Source organism: Pontibacter toksunensis, assembly GCF_042686245.1.
In the GTDB taxonomy this organism is placed as follows: Bacteria; Bacteroidota; Bacteroidia; order Cytophagales; family Hymenobacteraceae; genus Pontibacter; species Pontibacter toksunensis.
In genome coordinates this window covers 1-21586 of record NZ_JBHUOX010000043.1, presented here as the reverse complement: position 1 = coordinate 21586, position 21586 = coordinate 1, and the positions used below count along the sequence as shown (strand labels likewise).

Here is a 21586-nt window from a genome sequence, read left to right as displayed (position 1 = left end):
GCACCCGAAGACGAAGGGGTGGTGCAGAAAAAAAATGAGCCCAACGGCATGGGCTCATGGAACACTACTTTAGGGCAGATGCCTGTCAGATAACCCTCAACTGTCAGAGCATATCTTGACTATTACATATCATTTCCGATATTGAGATGCCTGTGATGAACGGTCTCACTTTTATGGAAGAACTGCATAGGCTGAACCTTGTTGACTTCAACAGCACGAAGCTTGTACTCAACAGCAGTAGCCTGATTTACAAAAACGTAGACAGGGCAGGTTTGGATTCGGCAGTGACCTTCCTTTCCAAGCCAATGACGGTGGAGAAAATACTTCGTGTCGTTGGCTCAGAAGCAGAGCAATTCCAGTAGCCGATGGAGTTGCTGCCACGCACCTTCCTTACAATACAAAGTCCACTCTTATCTGTACTCTTTCCTCATTCACTGGCGTCAGGAGCGTGACCTCTACCCTGTCGCTTTCCTCGTAGTGCCTGGCGATGCCCTTTATGATACCCACGGCTACGCCACCCATCCTGCGCTTGGAGTAGTAGTCGACAATTAATTGCCTGCTCCCTTTTTTTGTCACCAGCAACAGCGGCGGGGTTATCCTGCTATCCTCTTTCCTGACGGCAGCGTGCATGGCTGCTTCTGTGTTGAGCAGCATCTCGTAAGTGCGCCACTCCGGATGCATATACTTCTTGTACATCATCAGCAGGTCTGGCACCAGCGACTCCCCGAACTTTTCCATCAACTGGTGCGGTGAAATTCCCATGTGTAAGGAAGTTTTTCCTACAATGGCAGCGATTTCGCTGGTTGGGTATGTCTCATCCATCTGGTAGGGAGCCTGCTTTATACCTGCTGCTTCCAGCAGGTTCACCCACGTGCTATAACCAAACTGGCTCTCCACGAAGCGTTTGAGCAGGACGAAAAAAGAGCCATGCATCCTGTCCTCGTGGGTAATCTTATCCTCCATGCCCTATCCTTTTATTCTTCTCCTTTGTTCTTGTAAATAAGTAGCGGGACGCAAGATAAACACCAAACAGAATAATTGAAAATGTAGTTAAGATTTACCCACCAGCCATTCTAAAGCCATTGCTTTGCTGCTAAAGTTCTGCAACTCGAACGGCAGCACCTGCACTGCGCTGATGTGCCTGATATTGTTCTGCGCTGTTGTCTCCACAGTGGCGCTTGGTGACTGTACACGTGCCACCTTCTGCACCCGAGTTCTCATCAACCCCGCAGCAAGATAGGTGGCAATCTCCCGGCTCTCCACATCGCCAACAGAGATGATGGTTCTGGTAGAGTCAAGCAGGAGCTGCTTCACATCATAGTTATTGACCGTATCCAGCAGGGTGTCGATGCTACGCTTTATCTCGGAGAGCAGGTAATCGTGCAGGTCGGGGTATTCCACCTCCATGATGTCCGTAGCCGGGTTGTAATCCAACCTGATAAGGCTGTTGTCAAAGAGTACCATCTGCGTACGGAGTAGAGTTGACTTCAAAGGTACGTTTATTTTCCCATGCTCTTCACAAGATTAATGATAGCATTTTCGTGCTGTCGTGCCGCTTTATTAAAAAGGTGCCATGGGTAGGAAAGCTTGATGAACAAGCCTGACGTTTCCCTCCAAAGACCCTGCCTTGGACACTTGTGACAGTCAGCAGCTTTCAGCACACTGGCGAAATAGCCTTGCTATATCACCCCTCACAGTTAACCCCTTATCCCATCGTCCTCAGCCAAGCCAGAGCGGTGTCCTTGCTGTCGAAGGTGGTGGCAAGGACACCCCTTACGCCATAGCGCAGGGTTTTGTCTGCTGAAAGCTTACTGTACACATTGGGGGAGTAGACCCACGCAAATAACTTGCAACCTGCCTTGTGCATCCGGGGAAACCAGTCCACCGCCACCCACTGAGAGGCGTCATCCCATATACTAGTGACGTGGGTGTTGTCGTTGAGCACCATCTTGCCATGGTACAGTTTGAGGCAGTGCAGCATCTTCTCACATCCATCCAGCACGCTCTGATTCGTTTGGTCACCTGTCCAGTCTGCGTACAGGATGTCTTCCACTATGTCATACGATATGGTGATGTGCGGCTCCGATATTAGAATTTTTGAATTCAAAGCTGTTGGTGAATGTATGAATGGTGACCTTTTACTTTTTCTCAATCTCGTCCATGACGGCAGAGGCGAGACTTTCCAGCATCTTCCGGTCAGACTCAGAGAACTCTCTTGGTTCTTTGTCAACAATACACAACGCACCTATGCTGTAGCCATCAGATGTTATCAAAGGAGCGCCTGCATAGAACTGCAGCCCGAAATCTCCTACCACCAGCGGGTTTGCCAGCAGGCAGGGATTATCACGGGCATCTTCAAAAACAGTAGTCTCCTGTCTCAGTATGGAAAGCGAGCACAGGCTGGTGCCTCTGCTTATCCTGTTTTCCCCATCCATGCCTACACCAGCCCTTGTTACCACATAATCCATGTCCACGAAGTTGACGAGTGCTATGGGCACATCGAACATGCGTGAGGCAATGGACACGATGTGTTTGAAGGGGCCCTCCTCTTCGTATTTATTTAAGATGTTGAGGCTGCGCAGTTTCGCCAGCCGCTCGTCCTCATTTTCTGGTATGATGGGTATTCCAAAAGTATTATCCATACTGAGCAGGAAAGAAACATATGCCTGCTCTACAACCCGGGGGGTATACATCAGGCAAACGTTGAATGTAAGTGGTAAGTGAAAGTACTGAAACAAGGCTAACAGTATTATGTTTATCTCCGCTTCATTTTGCTGTAGTAGCAGAATGAGAGAAGCAGTTCAACAATGCCACCTTCTTCCCCTTACGTACCAGCCGAAGTCCTGCATGGTCCTGCGATATCACCCATGCAGGAGCAGTACGGGCAGTAGTAGACTAAGTATGGGCAAGGGAGGGTAGCACCCGATGTTTGCAGCACAAATGACTTGCTCGGAAATAGTTGAAGCATATTAGGAATCCTAAGGATGCAGCGTCATTTCAAAAAAAGAAAACAGGTGGGGAAAGCGGGTATTTAGCCTCTATTGAAGCTGTCGGTGCAAAGGTTTCCCCACGCACGGCAGGGAGTACAATGGACTACCAGATAGGACCTCCTACGGGAGACGGCTTTGGCTTAGAGATTTGGAAGCCAAAGAGGCACCGCTTTTAACAGACAGTGCCTCCGGAGTTGTTTTCATAGCATTTACAATGCGGTTCGGAAAGCTTGTTCCTCTGCAGTTTACTCTCCCGAACCTGTGAAAGCTAGTGCAATTTGGTAGACTATCTGTTTTAAGAGCCCAACTTCTTGGAAAATGATGCCAACGCCTGTGGAACGCTAACTCAGCCCTTACCTCAAGCGCCTGACAGCTGTCTGAGCTCACGAAGAAAAGCGTATCACGGCATTGCAAGCGTTATGACAACTGCAGCTTCACCAAAGCAACTCAGGCAGACACCTCCTTCCGGATAAGGTGATAGGCAGGCTTGAGCGAAGCGAAATTGATGGCGGCTCCTGCCACACAATAAACGCATATTCTCTTCTGCACGAAAGCCATCTTGTAGAGGTACTGCGCCGCACCGGCCGCCTGGCCCAGCACCACAGCACCCAGGGCCAGGTCAAGCAGGCGGGACTGCTTCTTAAACCGGGAACCTGCTACGGCAAGCAGCATGGTGAGCGCATAGCCTCCCAGGCTGATAACACCGTCGGGTATTCCCATCATCACTGCATCTTTCGAGGTGTTCACCTTCACGGTGTTGAATACCTTCCCCGGAAAGTCAGGAAGCTTTTTGAAATAACCCATTTGCAGCAAGGATATGAGACTGAAGTCTGCCAGCCCTACCGCTGCCGAAGCCGCTATACTTCTTCGAAGCGCTGCTTCTGTACTTTTGTCTTTTCTGACCTTGTCAATTCCTGATTTCTTTTTCCCATAGCTTTTTTAGTGGTTTTATCTTTCAGGTACGCTCTTTCGTCCTTTGTGTCCTGTTTCCGGTTGCAATGTTGCAAAACTTCAAAGAGTCTGCCGAATTGAAAAAGGTCCTGCAGGATGAAGTATCATGTGTAAACTAGATGAAGAATTAAAGTAGAAAAACTGTCAACTTCTTCAGGACGAGGCACTTCATTTTGGTCGTCTACGTGTCAACCTATACCTCAGGACAAGACAGATCAATCACCAGTAAAATGTATGAAAGAAAGCATACAGATAGCATATTCCTTTTTTTCACATCATAAAGTACGAAAGCCACTCCTAACCGGGTGGGTTTTTGGTTTACTTCCTATCTCTCCTAAACCAAAAGGCCGGTTTTACTACTATGGCAAAAGTCTCTGGATTATGAAAGTAACCGTTTCCTTTAAAGCCATCAAAGTATTTTCGCTAGTACCCAGGAACACATAACAGTGTCGAAATAAACAGCAGGCGGCGGCGTTAAGCTGGTATAAAGTTTTAGCTATCCGTGTATTCAAAAGCCAGGTGGTGCCTACGCGCTGCCTGGCTTTTCAGTTTCAAATGGTTAAGCGATTAGAAAAACGCCCCTGCCGCTCGTAGAGCAAGTTAAGCCCTTTCCGGCTTGAGTTAAAATCCGCTGGCTGTGCTATGCTGCTTTTGAACTCTTCCACTACTTCGTACAGGACCCTCCAGCTCTTTCTATCATAAATAGCCCCTGCGGACTTTAGCTTAGTAAAAGGAAAGGCTGCCCTTATTAGGCAGCCTTTCTACATAGTTAAAATTTGCACTTTAAATATAAGATATTTAAAGTAATAATCTTTGGCAGCATTAACAGGAGTGCCGTTTGTGTGCTTCTGGGTCCGCCTGCCCTCTTTCTTGATAGCTTCCAAAGGGTAGAATAAAGATTAACAAAATAATATATATTGGATATATGATTCTTCATCCTATCTTCATGTTCCTGCCAGATATTTGGCAGGTAAATAAACCTTAACATATCTTTCCTATGAAAGCTTCATCCTTATTATTGATTGCTTCCCTGTCACTTGGCATGCTTGCCTGCGGGGAGGAAGAGACCGCAGCGCCACAGCCCCAGGTTGGCCTCAGCTTTAACACCGTTACAGCAGCCGTCCCGGTGAGCGGCAGGGTAGCCTCCACCAATAGTCTGTCCTTCAGTTCCGGAACTATTACACTGAGTAAGGTTCAGTTTGAGGCAGAGGGCGAGGCTGACTCCCTGGAGGTGGAATTTGAGCTGGAGCAGGACGTGCGGATAGACTTTGCCACCGGCGCCACCTCTCCTGACATCAGTGCCGTTGCTATCCGCCCGGGGACCTATGAGGAGATAGAGGTGGAGATGGAGCTTCAGGATAAAGGCAGCCAGCCCGCCATTGTGCTCAGCGGCACCTTCACCGATGCGCTGGGGCAGGCCCACCCGGTACGTTTCGAGTTCAACTCAGGAGAGGAGTTTGAGGTGGAGAGAGAGGGCACTGTCACCTTTGCCGAGGGGCAGAGCGCAGTGGCCCAGGTGACATTCAACCCCATTTCCTGGTTTGCCGGTGTCTCCTCAGAAGAGTTCTTAACAGCAACAAAGAACGCGCAGGGTATCATCTTCATCAGCTCGACCCACAACACCGATATCTTTGAAGAGGTGGCTGATGGACTGGACCTGGCAACGGAGGTGGAAATAGAAGATTAGTACAGCAGTCATTTTAACAAACTACATTTATAAACTACATGAAATTGATTTCTCCCGTTAAGCATTCCGCCATTTTAGTGGCAGGTTATCTTCTTCTCTCTTCCTGTGAGACAGAAGAGGTAGAGCGCACCAGCGCAAACGTCGCTGTTGAGGCAACTGCCTCCCCCCTTACTGCCGCGGAAAGCCAGCAGGGTCGGATTGTACTGACAGACTTCCGGATAAACATGAAGGAGGTGGAGTTTGAGTTTGACAAAGCCGACGCCAGGTCTGCCACAGAGGTTTCCGTCAAAGACGTCAAGCTGAAAGGCCCCTTTGAGCTTGACCTGCTTAACCCAAATGGCTCGCTGAGTGCGATAGCCGCCACCGTGGTGCTACCTAATGCCGTTTATGAGCAGGTTGGATTCAAGACCCACAAGGGCACCAGCGGAGTTATGCTGGACAAAGCCGTTCTGATGGCCGGCAATGTAGACGGTGTGCCCTTTGAGTTCTGGCATGACATGGACGAGGAGTTTGACGTGGACTTCGCGGATGCTAACCAGGACCTGGTGGTGAACGGCCATGACCAGGCGCTGACCATAGACTACAAGATAAGCACCCTCCTAGGTACCGCATCAGGAGTTGACCTGTCTGCAGCCAGGGACGGCAACGGCGACGGCAGGATAGAGATAAGCCCAAAGGACACAGACGGTAACCAGGAGCTGGCAAAGGACCTGAGGGACAGCCTGCGCAGCGCCATCAAGCTGATGGATGATAAATAAGCAACACAGTACTTCAAGTAACAAGGAAGGCTCCTCATTCCAAGGAGCTTTTTCTTATTTTTAGTCTATAAGCTCAATTATGTTAAGCAAGAGTAACGGTCTTGTACATGAGGTGAGCAAGGCGTAGCCGCAGCTTTACACATGTGCTTTGTTGGCGTTTCGTTGTTTTTATTTTTTCTGCTCGTCCCACATTTCCTGAATCCTGCCCCACCACTCAATAGCACATTGCTTCACCTAGTTAAGTGTTAGAGGTTCATCATTGCAATCAAAAATTCGGTAGTCCGTTGCTGTTAAAGTCAATTCGCCACCAGCAATTCCTTTCGAACTATTGCAGTGAAGCACAAAAGTATCTGGTTGGGTATAGGTATAGCTTTGGACTTCAAACCTCAGTTTCTCCATTGTCTGAGAGTCGCTTGTTATTCTTTTCTCGGTTTCTCGAAGTGCAACAGGCCTCAATTTGTTGGCTTCATTGTCTTTGAACAGAAAGTATTCTCACAGTAAATTCCTACACCCTGACAGCTCAACTTTAATATGATATTGAAACACGGCAGGAGTCCATACTTGCCCCAAGGAATCTCAAACTTCAAGGTCAAAGCTTCCACGTCTTTGCTTACGCTCTTTATCTCAAAGTCGTGAAGCATTGAAACCAGTTCTTCTATCTCTTGTTGTCTATCCATGATTCCAATGCACGTCAACTCGTGGATATGCGTTAACATACGTTTATATGCACTTGTGCGTGACTTTGTAAATGCTGGTGGTAACAAAATGAATTGGAATACGGCGAAGGCAAACGGTGACGCAACGCCGGCAACAATCTCAGCAATGATCGCTGCCGTAAAAATGAGAAAATTACCCAAAGGGAATTTTGTTTGACATGATCCCTTATATTGAGAGTACGATCAAATACAGACAAAAGACAGCGTAACCTTTGTTGTGAAAGAACCTTGAAAAAACGAGTGGCAAGTCTGCGGACATAAGTTATTTTTATAAGCCTTTATCCGGTACTACATCAACTAAACAGCCGGGCTAAACAATTTAGCTGATATTGACTGTAGTATTGACAGATACCTAACAACGGAACCGTAAACCATAAATTCAATATGAAAAAGACGACCTTATTTCTCCTGTTAACGATCGTGCTTACAAGTGCAAAGGCGCAAAACGCAACAAGGACTTTTCGCCCGTTCAAGCTGGATTTTGCATTAGGTTACGGTCTTCCGCTAGGTTCGGATATGACGAGTTCCCGCATCTTGGCCTTAGAGCCCAAGTACTCTCCCAATGACCATATAACCATTGGCCTGCGCCTGCTGGATTTAAACGGCATACACCCTGCATACTTTTCCGGCTGGTTTGATGTTATGTCATCTATTACGTTGACTACTGATTACTTCTTTAACGTGAATAGGGTAAGACCCTTTGTAGGTTTAGGTGCAGGTGCATTCTGGGTTCCTACAAACACCCCTACATCTTCATCATCAAGCTCTAACACCTATGGAGCGACAAGTTTCGGCGTTACTCCCCGGGGCGGTATAGAAGTCGGACATTTCAGGGCTGCTGTGGAGTTAAATCTTATTAGAAAGGCACAAGGTGTTAATTTTAGTTACATAGGCATAAAAGCTGGTTTTTTCCTGTGGGGGAAAAGAAAAGAAGTTACTAATCATACAAGTGAATGAGCATTACAGTAACAGTGGCAGCAATTTAAAAACAACTTTAAGCGGATGATGCCACAGGAAAAATGTATCGCTAAAAGGAATGGATATTATCAAGATTGAAAAAGGTAAGACTGCAGAACGTTGACAACCTTCTCGGCTCTTATACCAAAAGGTATGTTGTAGATTTATATAGCCGCTAACCAAAGCAAACGCACAACAGCAGCTTTAAGAAACAAGGGGCTGAATAACATGGGTTGAACCTATTAACTTTATTGAACAACAAGAGATAGTTGAAGCTGAAGTTTTCTAAATTTCCTTACATCTTAAAGCTGTTAAACGTTGGGTAGCATCAAAACTATGAGAATTGGAAATTCTATTGTGAAGATGTGTTTTTGTAGCACAAAAACCTCTTGCCATGCCTATGGCCTGGGGCTAAGTATTCGCAACTCACACTTACAAAAGGGGAAAGAAAGCCTTACTTCTTTGAGTAGTCAATGGTAGTCACAGCATGATCCGCTGTCTTCAGGCCGTTGTCAAAGTACGGTGCATTGTCTTTCTCTGCGCTCCATCTCATGGAAGTGCCGGATATGGCTGTTATCTCAAATTCCGCTGAGGAACTTCCATTTACCAGAGTGATGTAGTCTTTCCCCCCTCTCTTGGAGATAGTATAGGTACCGAGCATACCGCTGCCTCCTGAGGCATAGGTAGTAGTAACCTTTGCGCCATCGAAATTGAGCACGGTTTCAGTTTGGTGTGTCTCTTCATGCACTACCTGGCCAGATGCATCATAATACCTGGACTCCTCTTTTGTAGTAACCCATGTACCCTTTATCTGCTCGCTTACTGTTAACGGTGCCGGGTCCCCTTCATCATCTTTGCAGGAGGTGAGCACCAGGAAGAATAGGACAGGGAATAGGAATAGCTTTTTCATGAGGGTGGTCTTGTTTTATTTAATGTTACAGAATTACTACACAAAACTCAAATCTCATTAGGAGAAAAGCCGGGACCACCACCCACACGGTTTCTCTTCTTCAGTTACGGGAGTTTCTTCCGGTTCCGGTGCTTCTGGTGTGTTGCTCCTTTCCATCATCGCCTGCTCCAGGTCTTTCACTTTGTTCTCGAGGTCTTTCTTTGCCTGCTCCTCCTGTTGGTGACTGGTGAGCAGCAGGTTCATTTTCTGTTCTTTGTCCTGCAGGGTGAGTGGCTGTTGGAAACCTCTTGCCATGCCCTGCTCTGCAGGTGCCTGGGGTGAAGTTCTTCGCAACTCATGATTTATAAAAAGGGAAAAGGAAGTGATTTTTATGAGCTCCGAATCCTTCTGCCTTCAGGAGCTCTAGATATATTTAGCACTACTCCCCTGTTTCACTCCACAACCGGTACTGCTCCAGCGTAAGGCTGTCGCGCATGTAACCGCTCATAAACAGGGAGTCCACCCAGCCCTTCTCCTCGGACAGCGATTAGTACCCTAGAAAACCGGACCATTGTAAAGTAGAGGAAACAGGCAATAACTGAATAGAATTAAAAGCGAATTGCCATGAAAACATCAAATTTAGTTTGTTGTACTAACTTTTCAGACGTTCCTGCTAAACATAAAGCTCGTTATATAAAGAGGAAAGCCCCTCATAATTAGGAGCATTCCTTGTTATAGCCAAAATGCTACTCCATGATAATTAGAAGAAGCAAAAAGGTATAGGTGCCATACAGGCAAATTGGCTCTGCATGCTTCGCGCAGCTCAAATAGGTTGTTTAGGAAAACAGGGTGTGAGCTGATGAGCTTTCTGCCCAGGTTACTGCCGCAGCACTGCCCCTCCACTCCATTGCAGGTTCTGTTTCTGCAAACGCCTATTTGTTAAGAAAATTTAGCCTGTCAATACCACAACCTGTTTTGTAAGAGCAGGATTATCAGCAGCAAGATAGATCGTGCCGGAGCGCACAATAGGGCTTTTTTAGCCTAAACGCCCACCGGAAGCGTCAGCTTCAGCTTGTCCCATGTCATGACAACAGCCCCCTGCTCATCACTTTGGGGTACGATTTCATAACGCAGCCGCTCCTGGTGCTGCTCCACAGTTTCTGGCTTTACCGTGAAGCGAACCACGTCTTCTGCTTCCGAATAGTCATCTGCCAGGTGCTGCTCCCAGTTCTTGTTGATAATGACAGTCCACTCCTTCTCCCCCGGAATGGTGAACAGCGCATATTTCCCTGCCGGCAGCGGCTGTCCTCCTATCGTAATTGGCTGGTCCGTCTGCAGGCTGGTAGCCGAGTGCGCCCCTGTTACCCACACCTGGCTGTTGGCCACCAGGCCACCCCAGATCACCCTGCCGCGCACAGCAGGAGAATGGTAGGCAACCGTTAAATGGGCAGGCCCTATCATTCCGTGCGCCTCGGCTTTCAAGCTGCCCTTCAGGGTATCAGGCTCGGACTGTGCCTGTATGGCCAATGCTCCATCCTGCGCCTCTGCCTCATGTGCGGTGGCATGGTGGTTTTCCTGTTCCGGAGCTTCCTGCTCTGCTACCTGCTCGCTGCAGGAAGCAAGTGTAACACTAAGGGCAACAGCGAAGAGGCCGCTGCGTAATTTGATTGTCATATAAGGTTTATCTCGATGTGTAAAAGTCTTTTGTTCCAGCGAAATAACATCTAAACCGGCAATTTTAAAAGCGCTTATGGTCATGTTCAGCCAGCAGAGGCAGTTTGTTCCTATAAAACAGATGCCGGCGGTTCTCTCTTCTTCTGCCATGACATACTGCTGCACATCGTCAAGCAGTTAAACATGTAACAACTACCCGGAAATGTGTAACAGAATCTTGACGTATTCCTTCTAATTTGCTTCAACAAAAGCAGGACAAGCAATCACAGTGGTGCAGCTAAATCGTATAGATTGTAGTGTTGCCGCTAATGATTTACTTATTCTGCAGAACCTGAACCAAGAGTCTCAAGCCATGAAGGAACATCAGGAACACCACCACCAGCCTGCAAAGTCACAGGAGAAAAGCAAGGCTGGAAAGGAAAAGCTGCAGCTGGAGGAGAAAGCGCTGCATGGTCACAGGGAAGCCATGCCACACGGTAAAGGAACCCCACCGCCTCACGGGGAGCATGTGGGACATGGCGGACATGGGCACGACCACCACCGCATGATGATTGAAGACTTCAAAAGGCGCTTTTGGATTTCGCTTGTGCTGTCGGCACCGGTGATTGTGCTCAGCCCGATGGTGCAGCACATTCTCGGGTACTCGCTCGATGTGCCCTACAGCATGTACATCGCCTTTATTCTTTCCAGCATCATTTTCTTCTATGGCGGATGGCCTTTCCTCACGGGGCTGGCGGAGGAGGTAAAGAAAGGCGCTCCGGGTATGATGACGCTTATTGGCGTGGCCATCACCGTGGCTTACCTCTACAGCACGGCCGTCACTTTTGGCTTGGAAGGCATGGACTTCTTTTGGGAGCTGGCCACGCTGATAGTGGTGATGCTGCTGGGGCATTGGATAGAGATGAAGTCATTGCTGGGTGCCTCTAAAGCGCTGGAGCTGCTGGTAAGCATGATGCCTGCCGAAGCGCAGGTGATTCGGAACGGGCAGCCAGTAACAGTAAGGGTGGAGGAGCTGAAGCAGGGAGACATCATCCTGGTAAAGCCGGGTGAGAAAGTACCTGCCGATGGAGTGGTAGTGCAGGGGGAAAGCTACCTGAACGAGAGCATGCTGACGGGCGAGAGCAAGCCGGTGCAGAAAGACAAAGACGACAAGGTAATCGGTGGCTCCATTAACGGCAACGGCTCCCTGCAGGTGCGCGTGGAGAGCACCGGCAAGGACAGTTACCTGAACAAGGTGATTCACCTGGTGCAGGAGGCGCAGAAGACAAAATCAGAGACGCAGCGCCTCGCTGACAAAGCTGCCAAATGGCTGGCTTACCTGGCGCTGACGGCAGGCTTCGGCACTTTGGCTGCCTGGCTTCTGGCTGGAGCCGAACTGGACTTTGCCCTGGAGCGCATGGTAACAGTAATGGTTATCTCCTGCCCGCATGCCCTTGGCCTGGCCATTCCGCTGGTGGTGGCTATCTCTACAGCCGTGTCGGCAAACAACGGCCTGCTCATCCGAAACCGAACTGCTTTCGAAAACTCCCGCAACATCACCACCATCATCTTCGACAAGACCGGTACCCTTACCCAAGGCTCCCATGAGGTAGCGCAGGTAGTGGTGTTTCAGCAGACTATAAACGAACGGGAATTGCTTGGATGGGCAGCTGGCGTAGAGCAACACTCAGAGCATTATATCTCGCAGGGTATCCTCAAAAAAGCGAAGGCGGAAGGTATCACAGTACCTGTCTCCGAAAATTTTAACTACCTGCCCGGCAAAGGGTTGGAAGGCACGGTAGCGGGACACGACGTGAAGGTGGTTGGCCCGAACTACATCAAAGAATACAATGTGCAGGTGCCCCAGAGCCAGGCGGAGGAGGGCGTAGAAACGGTGGTATATGTGCTGGTAGACCGGCAGGTGGCAGGCTATATCACGCTCCGGGACCAGATACGCCCTGAGTCTGCCGGCGCCATCCAGGTACTGAAGGCGAACGGCATCAAAAACCTGCTGCTGACCGGGGACAATGAGCGCGTGGCCCAAAGCGTCAGCGACAAGCTGGGCATGGACGGCTACCTGGCCAACGTGCTGCCGCACCAGAAGCAGGAGAAGGTGAAGGAACTGCAGCAACAGGGCGAGTTTGTGGCCATGACAGGAGACGGCGTGAACGACGCCCCTGCCCTTGCCCAGGCTGATGTAGGCATCGCCGTAGGCTCCGGCACAGACGTGGCGGCAGAGACAGCCGATATCATCCTGGTCAACAGCAACCCGCAGGACATCGCCTCCCTCATCCTCTTCGGAAAAGCCACCTACCGTAAGATGATTCAGAACCTTATCTGGGCCACAGGATATAATATTATAGCACTTCCGCTGGCAGCAGGCGTACTATACAACCAGGGCGTCATGATCTCCCCGGCTGTCGGTGCCGCGCTGATGAGCCTGAGTACTGTTATTGTCGCCGTCAACGCGCAGCTGCTGCGAAGGCAGATAAAATAATTTATACAAAAACAGCATCTACCACAACCTATGAAAACAACCATAACCTTCCTGTGCTTCTTGGCCACAGCCGTTTTAGCGCTTCCAGCTACAGCGCAGCACCAGGGGCACCAGCAGCAGCCCAAAGACACGGTCACCCATCAGATGGGGCAGCAGGACCATTCGCAGCACATGGGCATGCAGCACGGGACGATGCAGATGCCCATGTCCCATGCCTTCTCCCGTAACCTGCCTATGAGCCGCAATGCCTCCGGCACAGGCTGGCTTCCTGATGCCTCACCCATGTACGGCAATATGTTCCACCGGGGCAACTGGATGCTGATGCTGCACTACAACCTTTTTCTGCGCTATAACAAGCAAGACGTTTTTGAGGTGGGCGAAAGGGGCGACAGCCAGTTTGACGCTCCGAACTGGTTTATGCTGATGGGGCAGCGCTTTATAGGGAACAGGGGGTTACTCCGATTCAGCGGCATGATATCCCTGGACCCGCTCACGGTGGGCAGCAACGGCTATCCACTGCTTTTCCAGACGGGGGAAACCTTTGAAGGCTCCCCGCTGATAGACCGCCAGCACCCGCACGACCTGTTCAGTGAGCTGTCCGTTGGGTACACGCACATGCTATCGGAGGAGGCAGACGTGTTTGTGTACCTGGGCTACCCCGGTGAGCCAGCCCTGAGCAACGTAGCTTTCATGCACCGCCCGTCGGCGCTCAATAATCCTGATTCGCCACTGGGCCATCACTGGCAGGACGCCACCCATATCTCCTTCGGGGTTGCCACATTGGGAGTCCGCTACCGCAACTTTAAGCTGGAAGGATCCTCCTTTACAGGCCGGGAGCCAGACGAGGAGCGATATAACTTTGACATGCCCCGCTTCGACTCCCGTGCAGTTCGCTTCACCTACAATCCGTCCACCAACTGGAGCTTACAAGCGTCAACTGCTTTCGTGAAGAGTCCAGAGGTGGCGGAGCCTGACGAGGACGTGTACCGTACCACAGCTTCTGTGCTCTACGGCAACATGCTGAGTGGTGATAACCGCTACTTTACCGCCTCTGCCAACTGGGGCTATAACTATGTTGATGCGCATCACAAGGAGCACTCCTTCCTGCTGGAGTCCAACCTGCAGAACGACAGGTTTGCCGTTTACGGGCGCTACGAGTTTGTACAGAAGTCGGCAGAGGAGCTGGGATTTGAGGAGGAGGCCTTCGGGCATGATGAAACCTTAGGTGTCAACGCCTTGACCGTAGGAGCTAATAGGCAACTCACCGAGATAGGTACTGTGAACGTACATTTGGGGGCACAGGTAAGCCTGTTCAGGGCCGGTAGCCAGCTGCACCCTTACTATGGGGAGTTCCCGGTCAGCGGCCAGGTCTATCTGCGTCTCTTCCCAAGGCTGATGGTTCCCCGCATGTAGCGGTTTGCTGCTTTAGGGCCGCCACGGCAGCCAGGCGGACCAATCCGGGACGAGCGCAGACACCGATTTTGTGAGTTGGTATGCTTTGGCATCAAGACAGTGAAAGAGGTAACCAAGATACTGGGCGTTGACAGGGCCACCTGCTACCGCTACATCCAAGGTAGCACTTACCCCGAGCACGGCGGACGCTACTCGCTTCCGTTATTTATGAACCTAGCATGGGAGGTCCCGTAAACACTTCAACAGAAGCAGCACTGCTCCTCCTGTAGCCGCCCCTTATTATCCTTACCTGCACCGCCCTCCTTCAGTAAGGCAGCCACTTCATTTTTATTATAGTTTACCTGTATGCGCTCTTTTACCTTTTTTACATCTCCACACTATTCTGTTCCCCGTTCCCTCCGGAACCTTTCTCTAAGCATTTTTTTAACCTAAATTTTATATCTATGAAACACAACTTATCTCAAATGAGGAAGGACGTGCTGTGTGCCAGCACCCTTCTTAGATTGTCAGCAAGGGGCGCCAGGCTTTTTTCGGTGCTGTTCATGGCGCTCTTTCTGTTCAGCTGTGACTACATTGAAGATGTGCTGCCGGGCAAAGACCCGATGGACAAAGCAAGCAAAATTCAGCCTAAGGGTCCGAACCCGGAGTGGGCCCCGGACATTGACCCGCAGATGCTGGCCGTTATTGAGCAGTTCCAGAGCTACAACGTGGTGCCTTACCCGATGCTGACGGCAGAGCAGGCGCGGGAAGAGCCAACGTTTAAAGACGCCTATGTAGACTTGCTGCGGGAATATGATATCAGCCCGGAGCCGGCGAAGGTCATGATCAAGCACATGACAATACCAAACGGTACAGGAGAAGGGCTGCTGGTGCGCACCTACACCCCGCGCAATGGCACAGGCCCTTTCCCTGTTATTGTATACTACCATGGCGGGGGCTGGGTGATAACTAACCTAGATACTTACGAAGCGTCTGCCAGTGCGCTTGCTGAGAAAGCCGGGGCCATCGTCATGTCAGTGGCTTACCGCCAGGCCCCGGAGCACATGTTCCCGGCGGCACATGAGGATGCCTTTGCCGCTTACCAGTGGGCGCGCCAGCATGCCTCAGAGATAAATGGTAACCCAGCTATGGTGGCCACTGCCGGTGAAAGCGCAGGAGGAAACCTGGCCGTGGCTGTGGCGATTATGGCCAGAGAGCAGGGAGTCCAAATGCCGGAGCATATTGTTTCCATCTACCCTATTGCAGACGGTGATATTGAGTCTCCTACCTATGAGTTGTATGAGAACGCCCTGTTCCTCAACAAGGCCCTGATGCGCTGGTTCTTTAACCAATATGTACCAGACTGGCAGACAGAGGTGCGTCCGCTGATTTCCCTGGTGGAGGCAGACCTGAGCGGGTTGCCGCCTACCACCATCATCAACGCAGAGATTGACCCGCTGCGCTATGAGGGAGGTGTGCTGGCCCAGGAACTGGAAGCCGCAGGCGTGCCCGTGGAGCGCAGGGTTTACGGGGGCGTGACGCATGAGTTCTTCGGCATGAATGCGCTGCTGGAGGAAGCTGTGGCTGCGCAGCACTTTGCCGCCATGCGACTCAAAGAGGCGTTTATGGAGTAGGAAGCTCTGAAAAAGGAGAAGACAGTACTTCAATGACTATCAGGAACAATAGCAGGAGCTGCTTTACCGAAAAGTAGAGCAGCTCCTGCTATTTAGGGAGACTACCCTTTCAGTATCCCTTTCCAAAGGCAGGCTGAAAGGGAAAGTTGGACGAGGCACTTCATTTTGGTCGTCTTTGTGTCAACCTGTATCAGAACCAGGCACTTGCTGTACAACCAGACTGTGGCTGCCTAAGAAAAGCCTCCAGTAAAACATGGCAATTCCATCGCCTGCATACCTAGAATCAAGGGATACATAATCTAAAGCTTCTTTGCAAATGGCGGCGCAGTCCAGGTCCAGCTTAATGCAAGGCACCATCATCTTGATATCATCCTACCCAAGGCAGGAAACGGCACAGTGGTTACAGGCGGCTGCACATTCAGCCAATGCGTTAATCAAGTCTTAGTTCAGGGTGTTCGTGGTTTAAATTAAGATAAAAACTCTTTGTTTTACCTGATCGAAGCCCGGAGTATTACATAATTTCTGATAATGCTTACACAATTTCTGAAGGTCCGTCAGTAGCACACTCAACCAGCACCTTTAAATCCCCTTCAACTGCCCTGCCAACCTCAGCTACAGGAGTACGTTAAGGACACTAAACCAATGTTGCTACACATAAATATGAACCTTCTTTACCTGTGCCTTGGCTTTTTGCTCTTTGCCCTCACCGCCCTGGATATCATCAAAACAACCTTCTCCTCCAACGGAGGCGGCATGATTACGAGCTTTGTGTCGAAAGGGGTATACAAAGCTTTCTTACTGGCCGCAGGTAAGAAAGGAAAGTCCAAACTGCTGGGTTACGCGGGTCCTGCTGTGCTCGTTTCTATCCTTTTGGTTTGGATAGCGGGATTCTGGGCCGGCTTGTTTGTTGCCCTGCTGTCCGACACGAACTCCGTTGTCCACAGCGTCACGAAAACCAGTGCCGGCACGTTGGAGAAACTTTACTATGCGGGGTTTACCCTCTCCACGCTGGGAATAGGCGATTATGTGGCATCGAATGATTTCTGGCGCATCGTGACGGACGTGGCGGCATATTCGGGGCTGGTTTTCATTACCACCTCCATCACCTACTTTTTACCGGTGCTCTCTGCCGTGGGCCTGCAAAGCACACTAAGCCTGTACATCAGCGGCATGGGCAAGACCCCGCAGCAGATTCTAATCAAAAGCTGGAACGGCAAAGATTTCTCCTCCTTTTTTGACAACACATCGGACCTGTGCCAGATGCTGATGAAGCATACGATGAACCACCACTCCTACCCCGTTATCCACTACTTTCACAACAGCCAGCCGAAGCTGTCCATTACCCCGGCCATTGTGGTGCTGGATGAGGCATGTCAGCTGCTGGAAAACGCCGTGCCGAAGGATGTAGCCATGGATGAACTCAAGATGTCGATGCTCCAGACCACATTGCACGCTTACCTGGAGGTAGTGAAAGGAAATTTTCTCAAGAACGCCTCACCAAACGAAGAGGCTCCTGTTCCGGACCTCAGGCAACTGGAGGAGACGGAAGTTCCGCTGAAGGATAAGGAGGCTGTTAAGCAATATTTTGAACAGGACCTACGGGAGCGACGCAAGCTGCTTACAGTGCTGCTGGAGATGGACGGCTGGTCGTGGAAAGAGGTGGTACCAACCAGGGCAGTAGCTTTCTGCCCCGCTGCTGTTTTTTTAACTTTATCAAAAGGAGAAAGTGAAAGAGGCCCTTTCCGGCAGGTAGCCGGGTGCTACTTGTCCCTACCTCCCGGCCTTTTTGTCCTCTTCCTGCTGCCTGTTTAGCATGTCCACCACCAGCCCGGACCAGGTAAAGTCTTTGGCCCCGTTCCCCTCACCTGTGAAGGGGTTATAGTACTCCCTGAAGCCGCTTTGGGTAATGAGCCGCTTGACGCTGAGCAGCAATTCGTTTGCCTCCTCTTCATACCCCTTCTCCAGCAGGTAGCCCTGCATAAACCAATTGAACACTACCCAGGTGGGGCCGCGCCAGATGTAAAGGGAGCCGTCCGGGTTGAAGGCTGGCTCGTCTGTGGCCAGCGAGGGAACCGGATTGGGTACGTGGAAGCCATCCGGGTGCAGCAGGTGCCTTTCCAGCACCCGCCGGCACACCTCGTCCGGCACGCTTTTGAGCGCCACCGGGAAAAAGATGGTGCCGGTGCGCACCCTCAGTTTGCGGAACTGGTGCCCGTAGAGGTCGTAGAAAGCAGCATCCTCTTCATCGTACATGTAGCGGAACACACTTTCCGCTGTCTGTTTTGCCTGGTCCAGATAACGCTGTTCCTCCTCATCTCCCGCCACCCGGCACAACGCAGCCATTGCTTCCAGGTTCTGCGCATAGATGGTGTTGAAAGCAGCGTCCTTGACAATAAACCTGTTGCTTTTGTAGATGGCCTGCAGGTTGTAGCCTTTCAGGAAGTTGTGCGCGTCTACCTGCAGCACTTTCCAGAACAGCAGTGGGCCTGCCTTGCCTCCTTCGTAGCGGAGCAAGGGGTCGTAGCTGGCCTTCCAGTCCATGCCCGACTCGAAGGGGGTGATGATGGACAGGAGGCCCTCCCCCTCAAAGTCCCGGTTCTCCGCCAGCCACCGGTAATACCTCTTGAGCTTTGGCAGCAGTTCCCTGACAAAGGAAAGGTCCTGGCCGTGCTGGTAAATCCGGAGCACGGCCTGCGCCGCAATCGGTGGCTGCACCAGGGCTGACATGTGCGGCCTGTAGAGTTGCAGAACGTCGCGGGGCCTGAGCTGCAGGAGGTCGGTGACGCGGGCTGGCCACAGGCGTTTCCAGTAGTTCATGTGGCCCACGAACCCATCCGGGCGCTGCATCCCAAAGAGGCTGCGCACGTGCTTTTTGGCCATATCGACCTCTCCAAGGGCGGTGAGCGTGAAGATGTGGAAGCAGGTGTCCCAGAAGTACTGAAAAGGGTAAGTGTCCGGGGAAGGCTTCGTGAAATGGTAGTCAAAGCCACCCTTCTGCCCACTCACCATGTTCTTGTAGAGCACCTCCCGTGCCTGCGTCTTTATCTCCTCATCAGAGAGCACCTGCTTTTCATCAGGCTGCACCTTTTTATTTGATGTAGATATCCCATCCTGCATAGCGCTGTGTTTTAGGACCCAAAGGAATAGCCAGTGCCGCCACCGCAAGGCCCAGCAACACACCTGTTATACTTAAACCAAGGGGGCTGTTGCTTAAAAACCACGGTGCCGCCGCCACCGCCAGACCGAGCAGAATGTTGAAATAGCGGCAGATGCGCAGCGGCTCTCCCATGCTGATAACTGCCACCACCACAATGAGTGAACCGCTCAGGTGGAAAATATCGGCCACCGTCTCCTGAATGCCCACGCCGAACATGCCCGGTGCCGCCACCAGAAGCACGCCCAGCAGCGTCGCAAGAGACAGGCTCCACGGAAAGCTCACGCCCCAGATGGAGGCGCTGTATACCTGCCCCGGCTTTTGCGGGAACTCCATCATGTCAGGCGCATTGTCTATTTCGTCGCTCTCGATATTGCCGCCTTCCCAGAAAAGCTTCCAGAACCCCTTCTCCCCTTCTTTCAGCTTTTTTTTCATAAACTGTATCATGGCAATCACCTCATCCACCTCCAATGGTATCATGGGCAGCATAATAGCAGCGGCCAAAATGCAGAAGGTGCACCAGGCGCCCACAATAACGGGCTGACTGATGACAAGGAAGATGTGCACCAGCCCCAGCGGGATGACCAGGATGCCGAACACGGCCACCATCCAGGGCATAGTGCGCCAGCGGGTGGGCGCCCCCATCCAGCCCATCAGGAACTCAAAGGTGTAGGCAATGGCACCCAGGCCGGCATCCGAGATAGGCAGTGAATGTGACATGGCCGAGTTAAGCACCTGCTCGCTCTGCTGCCCGAAGAAAGGGTCCCACACCGAGTCGATGTAGCCCAGCTGGAAAGCCGTCAGGTAGCGCGACACGAGCCATCCGACAAAGCCCAGCACCATCATAATCCAGCGCTGCGGCCAACTTGAGGGGTTGTAGCTCCAGCCCGGGGGGGTGTCTGTTCCCATCTTCATGTACATAATCATGTTGGGCATGCCCGGTATGAGGATGGTGAGGCCGATGAGGAGCGCGCCCACCAGGGTGTCGTTTAGGTATGCCACTGCCGTAGGGGACCAGAAGATAATGGGCGCCATGGTGAGCCAGATGCCGACAAAGCAGCAGACCCACAGGCTGATGGGCCGGTTTGGCGTGAGGCCGCGCCACCCGAAGAAAACCAGCAGCGCGCCGCTGATGATGTCGCTCCACTTCATGAAGGCAATGCGCTGGTCCATCGAGAGCCACACGCTCCTGCCACCTGATGGCTCTACTGTGCCGATGCTGTAGTCAAAGGTAAAAGGCGAGAGCAGCACCCAGGCACCCAGGATAATAATCATCCAGTACACCCACAGCGTCTGCATATGGTGCATGTGCAGCATCTTCTTGCGCATCTCTTCTGACATGTCCATGTTGTGTCCACCGCCTTTATCCTGCTGATGGCTATTATGGTGATAGTCCCCTCTTATGTGCTGGTCCTGTTTTTCATGCCCGTCGTCGTGCATTTTCTCGTTGTGCTGCCGCACCTCTTTTTCAGCCATGGGTCTGGTCACACCGCGCATGCCCATGGAGCCGCTGTGCCGGCCATTGCTGTCCTTGTGCTCTTTGTCTTCCATTATACTGTGGTTTAGTGAATGGGCGCCAGGTTCTGCTATACGGAGAGGCAGCAGGCAGGATATTTTCAGCAGATATTTAGACAAAGCAGGCTTAGTCATAAGCACTGCGTCTATTTTGCTAAGAGATTGTACAAGCACACTTGTGGGAGGGGAAATTCTCTCTTTGAGAGGCTGTCAACATTATTTAAACGCCTGCAGCAAGTGTGTAAAGAAGATGGCAGCTTTACATAACAGTAGTTATCGGGGAAACAGCCTTTCCAGCCAGCTGGAGGGGGTGTGCCGAGATCCATTACCTGAATATAGTGCCCTGGAAGGCACCATTCAGGGGAAGAGGTAGGCTAGTGGGGGTTATCAAAGCTGACGGGAAAGCCGGTGGAGTACTGCAGCTGCGTCCTGTCAATGTCCCAAAGCAGATAGCAGGAAAGTAGCCTGAAGGATAAAGCCAGCCTGAAACATGCCTTTCCAGAAATCGTGTAGGAGCCGCCGGCTTTATGGAATTTCATCTGCCTTTGCTGCTATAAGATTTAGAACATGTTAAAACGGAAGAGCCGCTACTCATAGGAAGTAGTGGCTCTTTTACCTTTATATGATTGCGTTGCAGACTACAGGACAGTCGGCACCTCGTAGAAACGGAGCTGCAGCACTCTCAGGCCGTTGTTGTCGTAGTCCCAGTAGTAGCCCTCCATCTCGTCTGAGAAGAGCGGGTAACGCTGTGGGTTGTCTATGCCGTCGTCTGTGATGTCAGCGTAGATGGTCA

20 protein-coding genes are annotated in these 21586 nt (G+C 51.1%); 9 read left to right on the top strand and 11 right to left on the bottom strand.

The genetic code is table 11. From position 1 onward, the window contains the following. The first annotated feature begins 173 nt into the window (after window positions 1–173). The gene (locus ACFS7Z_RS25965; protein ID WP_377491931.1) at window positions 174–362 is read left to right on the top strand and encodes a hypothetical protein; all 189 of its coding nucleotides are present in this window, start codon (window positions 174–176) and stop codon (window positions 360–362) included. A gap of 28 nt (window positions 363–390) precedes the next feature. Here the strand turns inward: ACFS7Z_RS25965 and ACFS7Z_RS25960 are convergent, their stop codons facing one another. The 5 genes from ACFS7Z_RS25960 to ACFS7Z_RS25940 form a co-directional block, all read right to left on the bottom strand. Further along, entirely contained in the window at window positions 391–963 is a 573-nt protein-coding gene (locus tag ACFS7Z_RS25960) for a heme NO-binding domain-containing protein (protein ID WP_377491928.1), read from the bottom strand. Between the two features lie 87 nt (window positions 964–1050). Continuing rightward, a complete protein-coding gene (locus ACFS7Z_RS25955) occupies window positions 1051–1491 on the bottom strand; it encodes a hypothetical protein (protein WP_377491925.1) in 441 nt (146 codons plus the stop codon). Between the two features lie 214 nt (window positions 1492–1705). Continuing rightward, window positions 1706–2107 (bottom strand): hypothetical protein, encoded by a 402-nt coding sequence (locus ACFS7Z_RS25950; protein ID WP_377491922.1) that lies wholly within the window; start codon window positions 2105–2107, stop codon window positions 1706–1708. Window positions 2108–2138: 31 nt separating this feature from the next. Beyond that, on the bottom strand, window positions 2139–2693 hold the full coding sequence (locus ACFS7Z_RS25945; protein ID WP_377491918.1) for a GAF domain-containing protein: 555 nt from the start codon (window positions 2691–2693) through the stop codon (window positions 2139–2141). Window positions 2694–3437: 744 nt separating this feature from the next. Next, window positions 3438–3851: a vitamin K epoxide reductase family protein gene (locus ACFS7Z_RS25940; protein ID WP_377491934.1), complete on the bottom strand. Its 414-nt coding sequence runs from the start codon at window positions 3849–3851 to the stop codon at window positions 3438–3440. Between the two features lie 1087 nt (window positions 3852–4938). On the opposite strand from ACFS7Z_RS25940, the gene ACFS7Z_RS25935 reads away from it, so the two are divergent. The 3 genes from ACFS7Z_RS25935 to ACFS7Z_RS25925 all read left to right on the top strand — a co-directional run bounded on the left by ACFS7Z_RS25935 (window position 4939) and on the right by ACFS7Z_RS25925 (window position 8059). Then, window positions 4939–5628: a hypothetical protein gene (locus ACFS7Z_RS25935; protein ID WP_377491915.1), complete on the top strand. Its 690-nt coding sequence runs from the start codon at window positions 4939–4941 to the stop codon at window positions 5626–5628. A 38-nt stretch (window positions 5629–5666) separates the two neighbouring features. After that, complete coding sequence (locus tag ACFS7Z_RS25930) at window positions 5667–6386, top strand: hypothetical protein (protein WP_377491912.1); 720 nt, start codon at window positions 5667–5669, stop codon at window positions 6384–6386. A gap of 1100 nt (window positions 6387–7486) precedes the next feature. Continuing rightward, on the top strand, window positions 7487–8059 hold the full coding sequence (locus ACFS7Z_RS25925; protein ID WP_377491908.1) for a hypothetical protein: 573 nt from the start codon (window positions 7487–7489) through the stop codon (window positions 8057–8059). 454 nt (window positions 8060–8513) lie between these two features. Here ACFS7Z_RS25925 and ACFS7Z_RS25920 read toward each other — a convergent pair whose 3' ends face one another. The 3 genes from ACFS7Z_RS25920 to ACFS7Z_RS25910 all read right to left on the bottom strand — a co-directional run bounded on the left by ACFS7Z_RS25920 (window position 8514) and on the right by ACFS7Z_RS25910 (window position 10622). Then, window positions 8514–8969 carry a hypothetical protein gene (locus tag ACFS7Z_RS25920; protein ID WP_377491905.1) on the bottom strand — a complete coding sequence of 152 codons (456 nt, stop codon included), beginning with the start codon at window positions 8967–8969 and terminating at the stop codon, window positions 8514–8516. Between the two features lie 57 nt (window positions 8970–9026). Continuing rightward, window positions 9027–9302 (bottom strand): hypothetical protein, encoded by a 276-nt coding sequence (locus ACFS7Z_RS25915; protein ID WP_377491902.1) that lies wholly within the window; start codon window positions 9300–9302, stop codon window positions 9027–9029. Between the two features lie 687 nt (window positions 9303–9989). Beyond that, window positions 9990–10622, bottom strand: coding sequence for a DUF2911 domain-containing protein (locus tag ACFS7Z_RS25910; RefSeq protein WP_377491900.1), 633 nt, complete (start codon window positions 10620–10622; stop codon window positions 9990–9992). 352 nt (window positions 10623–10974) lie between these two features. Between ACFS7Z_RS25910 and ACFS7Z_RS25905 the strand changes: the two genes are divergently transcribed. The 5 genes from ACFS7Z_RS25905 to ACFS7Z_RS25885 all read left to right on the top strand — a co-directional run bounded on the left by ACFS7Z_RS25905 (window position 10975) and on the right by ACFS7Z_RS25885 (window position 17936). Further along, window positions 10975–13098 (top strand): copper-translocating P-type ATPase, encoded by a 2124-nt coding sequence (locus ACFS7Z_RS25905; RefSeq protein ID WP_377491897.1) that lies wholly within the window; start codon window positions 10975–10977, stop codon window positions 13096–13098. 30 nt (window positions 13099–13128) lie between these two features. After that, a complete protein-coding gene (locus ACFS7Z_RS25900; RefSeq protein WP_377491894.1) occupies window positions 13129–14511 on the top strand; it encodes a hypothetical protein in 1383 nt (460 codons plus the stop codon). Window positions 14512–14610: 99 nt separating this feature from the next. Beyond that, complete coding sequence (locus ACFS7Z_RS25895) at window positions 14611–14745, top strand: hypothetical protein (protein ID WP_377491891.1); 135 nt, start codon at window positions 14611–14613, stop codon at window positions 14743–14745. Between the two features lie 209 nt (window positions 14746–14954). Further along, window positions 14955–16124, top strand: a complete 1170-nt coding sequence (locus tag ACFS7Z_RS25890; protein WP_377491888.1) for an alpha/beta hydrolase — start codon at window positions 14955–14957, stop codon at window positions 16122–16124. Between the two features lie 660 nt (window positions 16125–16784). After that, a complete protein-coding gene (locus ACFS7Z_RS25885; RefSeq protein WP_377491885.1) occupies window positions 16785–17936 on the top strand; it encodes an ion channel in 1152 nt (383 codons plus the stop codon). On the opposite strand, the gene ACFS7Z_RS25880 is transcribed toward ACFS7Z_RS25885, so the two are convergent. The 3 genes from ACFS7Z_RS25880 to ACFS7Z_RS25870 form a co-directional block, all read right to left on the bottom strand. After that, window positions 17895–19241, bottom strand: a complete 1347-nt coding sequence (locus ACFS7Z_RS25880; RefSeq protein WP_377491882.1) for an amylo-alpha-1,6-glucosidase — start codon at window positions 19239–19241, stop codon at window positions 17895–17897. The two genes, ACFS7Z_RS25885 and ACFS7Z_RS25880, sit on opposite strands and share 42 nt — an antisense overlap. Then, window positions 19213–20829, bottom strand: a complete 1617-nt coding sequence (locus tag ACFS7Z_RS25875; RefSeq protein ID WP_377491879.1) for a vitamin K epoxide reductase family protein — start codon at window positions 20827–20829, stop codon at window positions 19213–19215. The genes ACFS7Z_RS25880 and ACFS7Z_RS25875 overlap by 29 nt, the downstream gene beginning before the upstream one ends. Window positions 20830–21167: 338 nt before the next feature. Beyond that, window positions 21168–21332, bottom strand: a complete 165-nt coding sequence (locus ACFS7Z_RS25870; RefSeq protein WP_377491875.1) for a hypothetical protein — start codon at window positions 21330–21332, stop codon at window positions 21168–21170. Window positions 21333–21586: the final 254 nt, after the last annotated feature.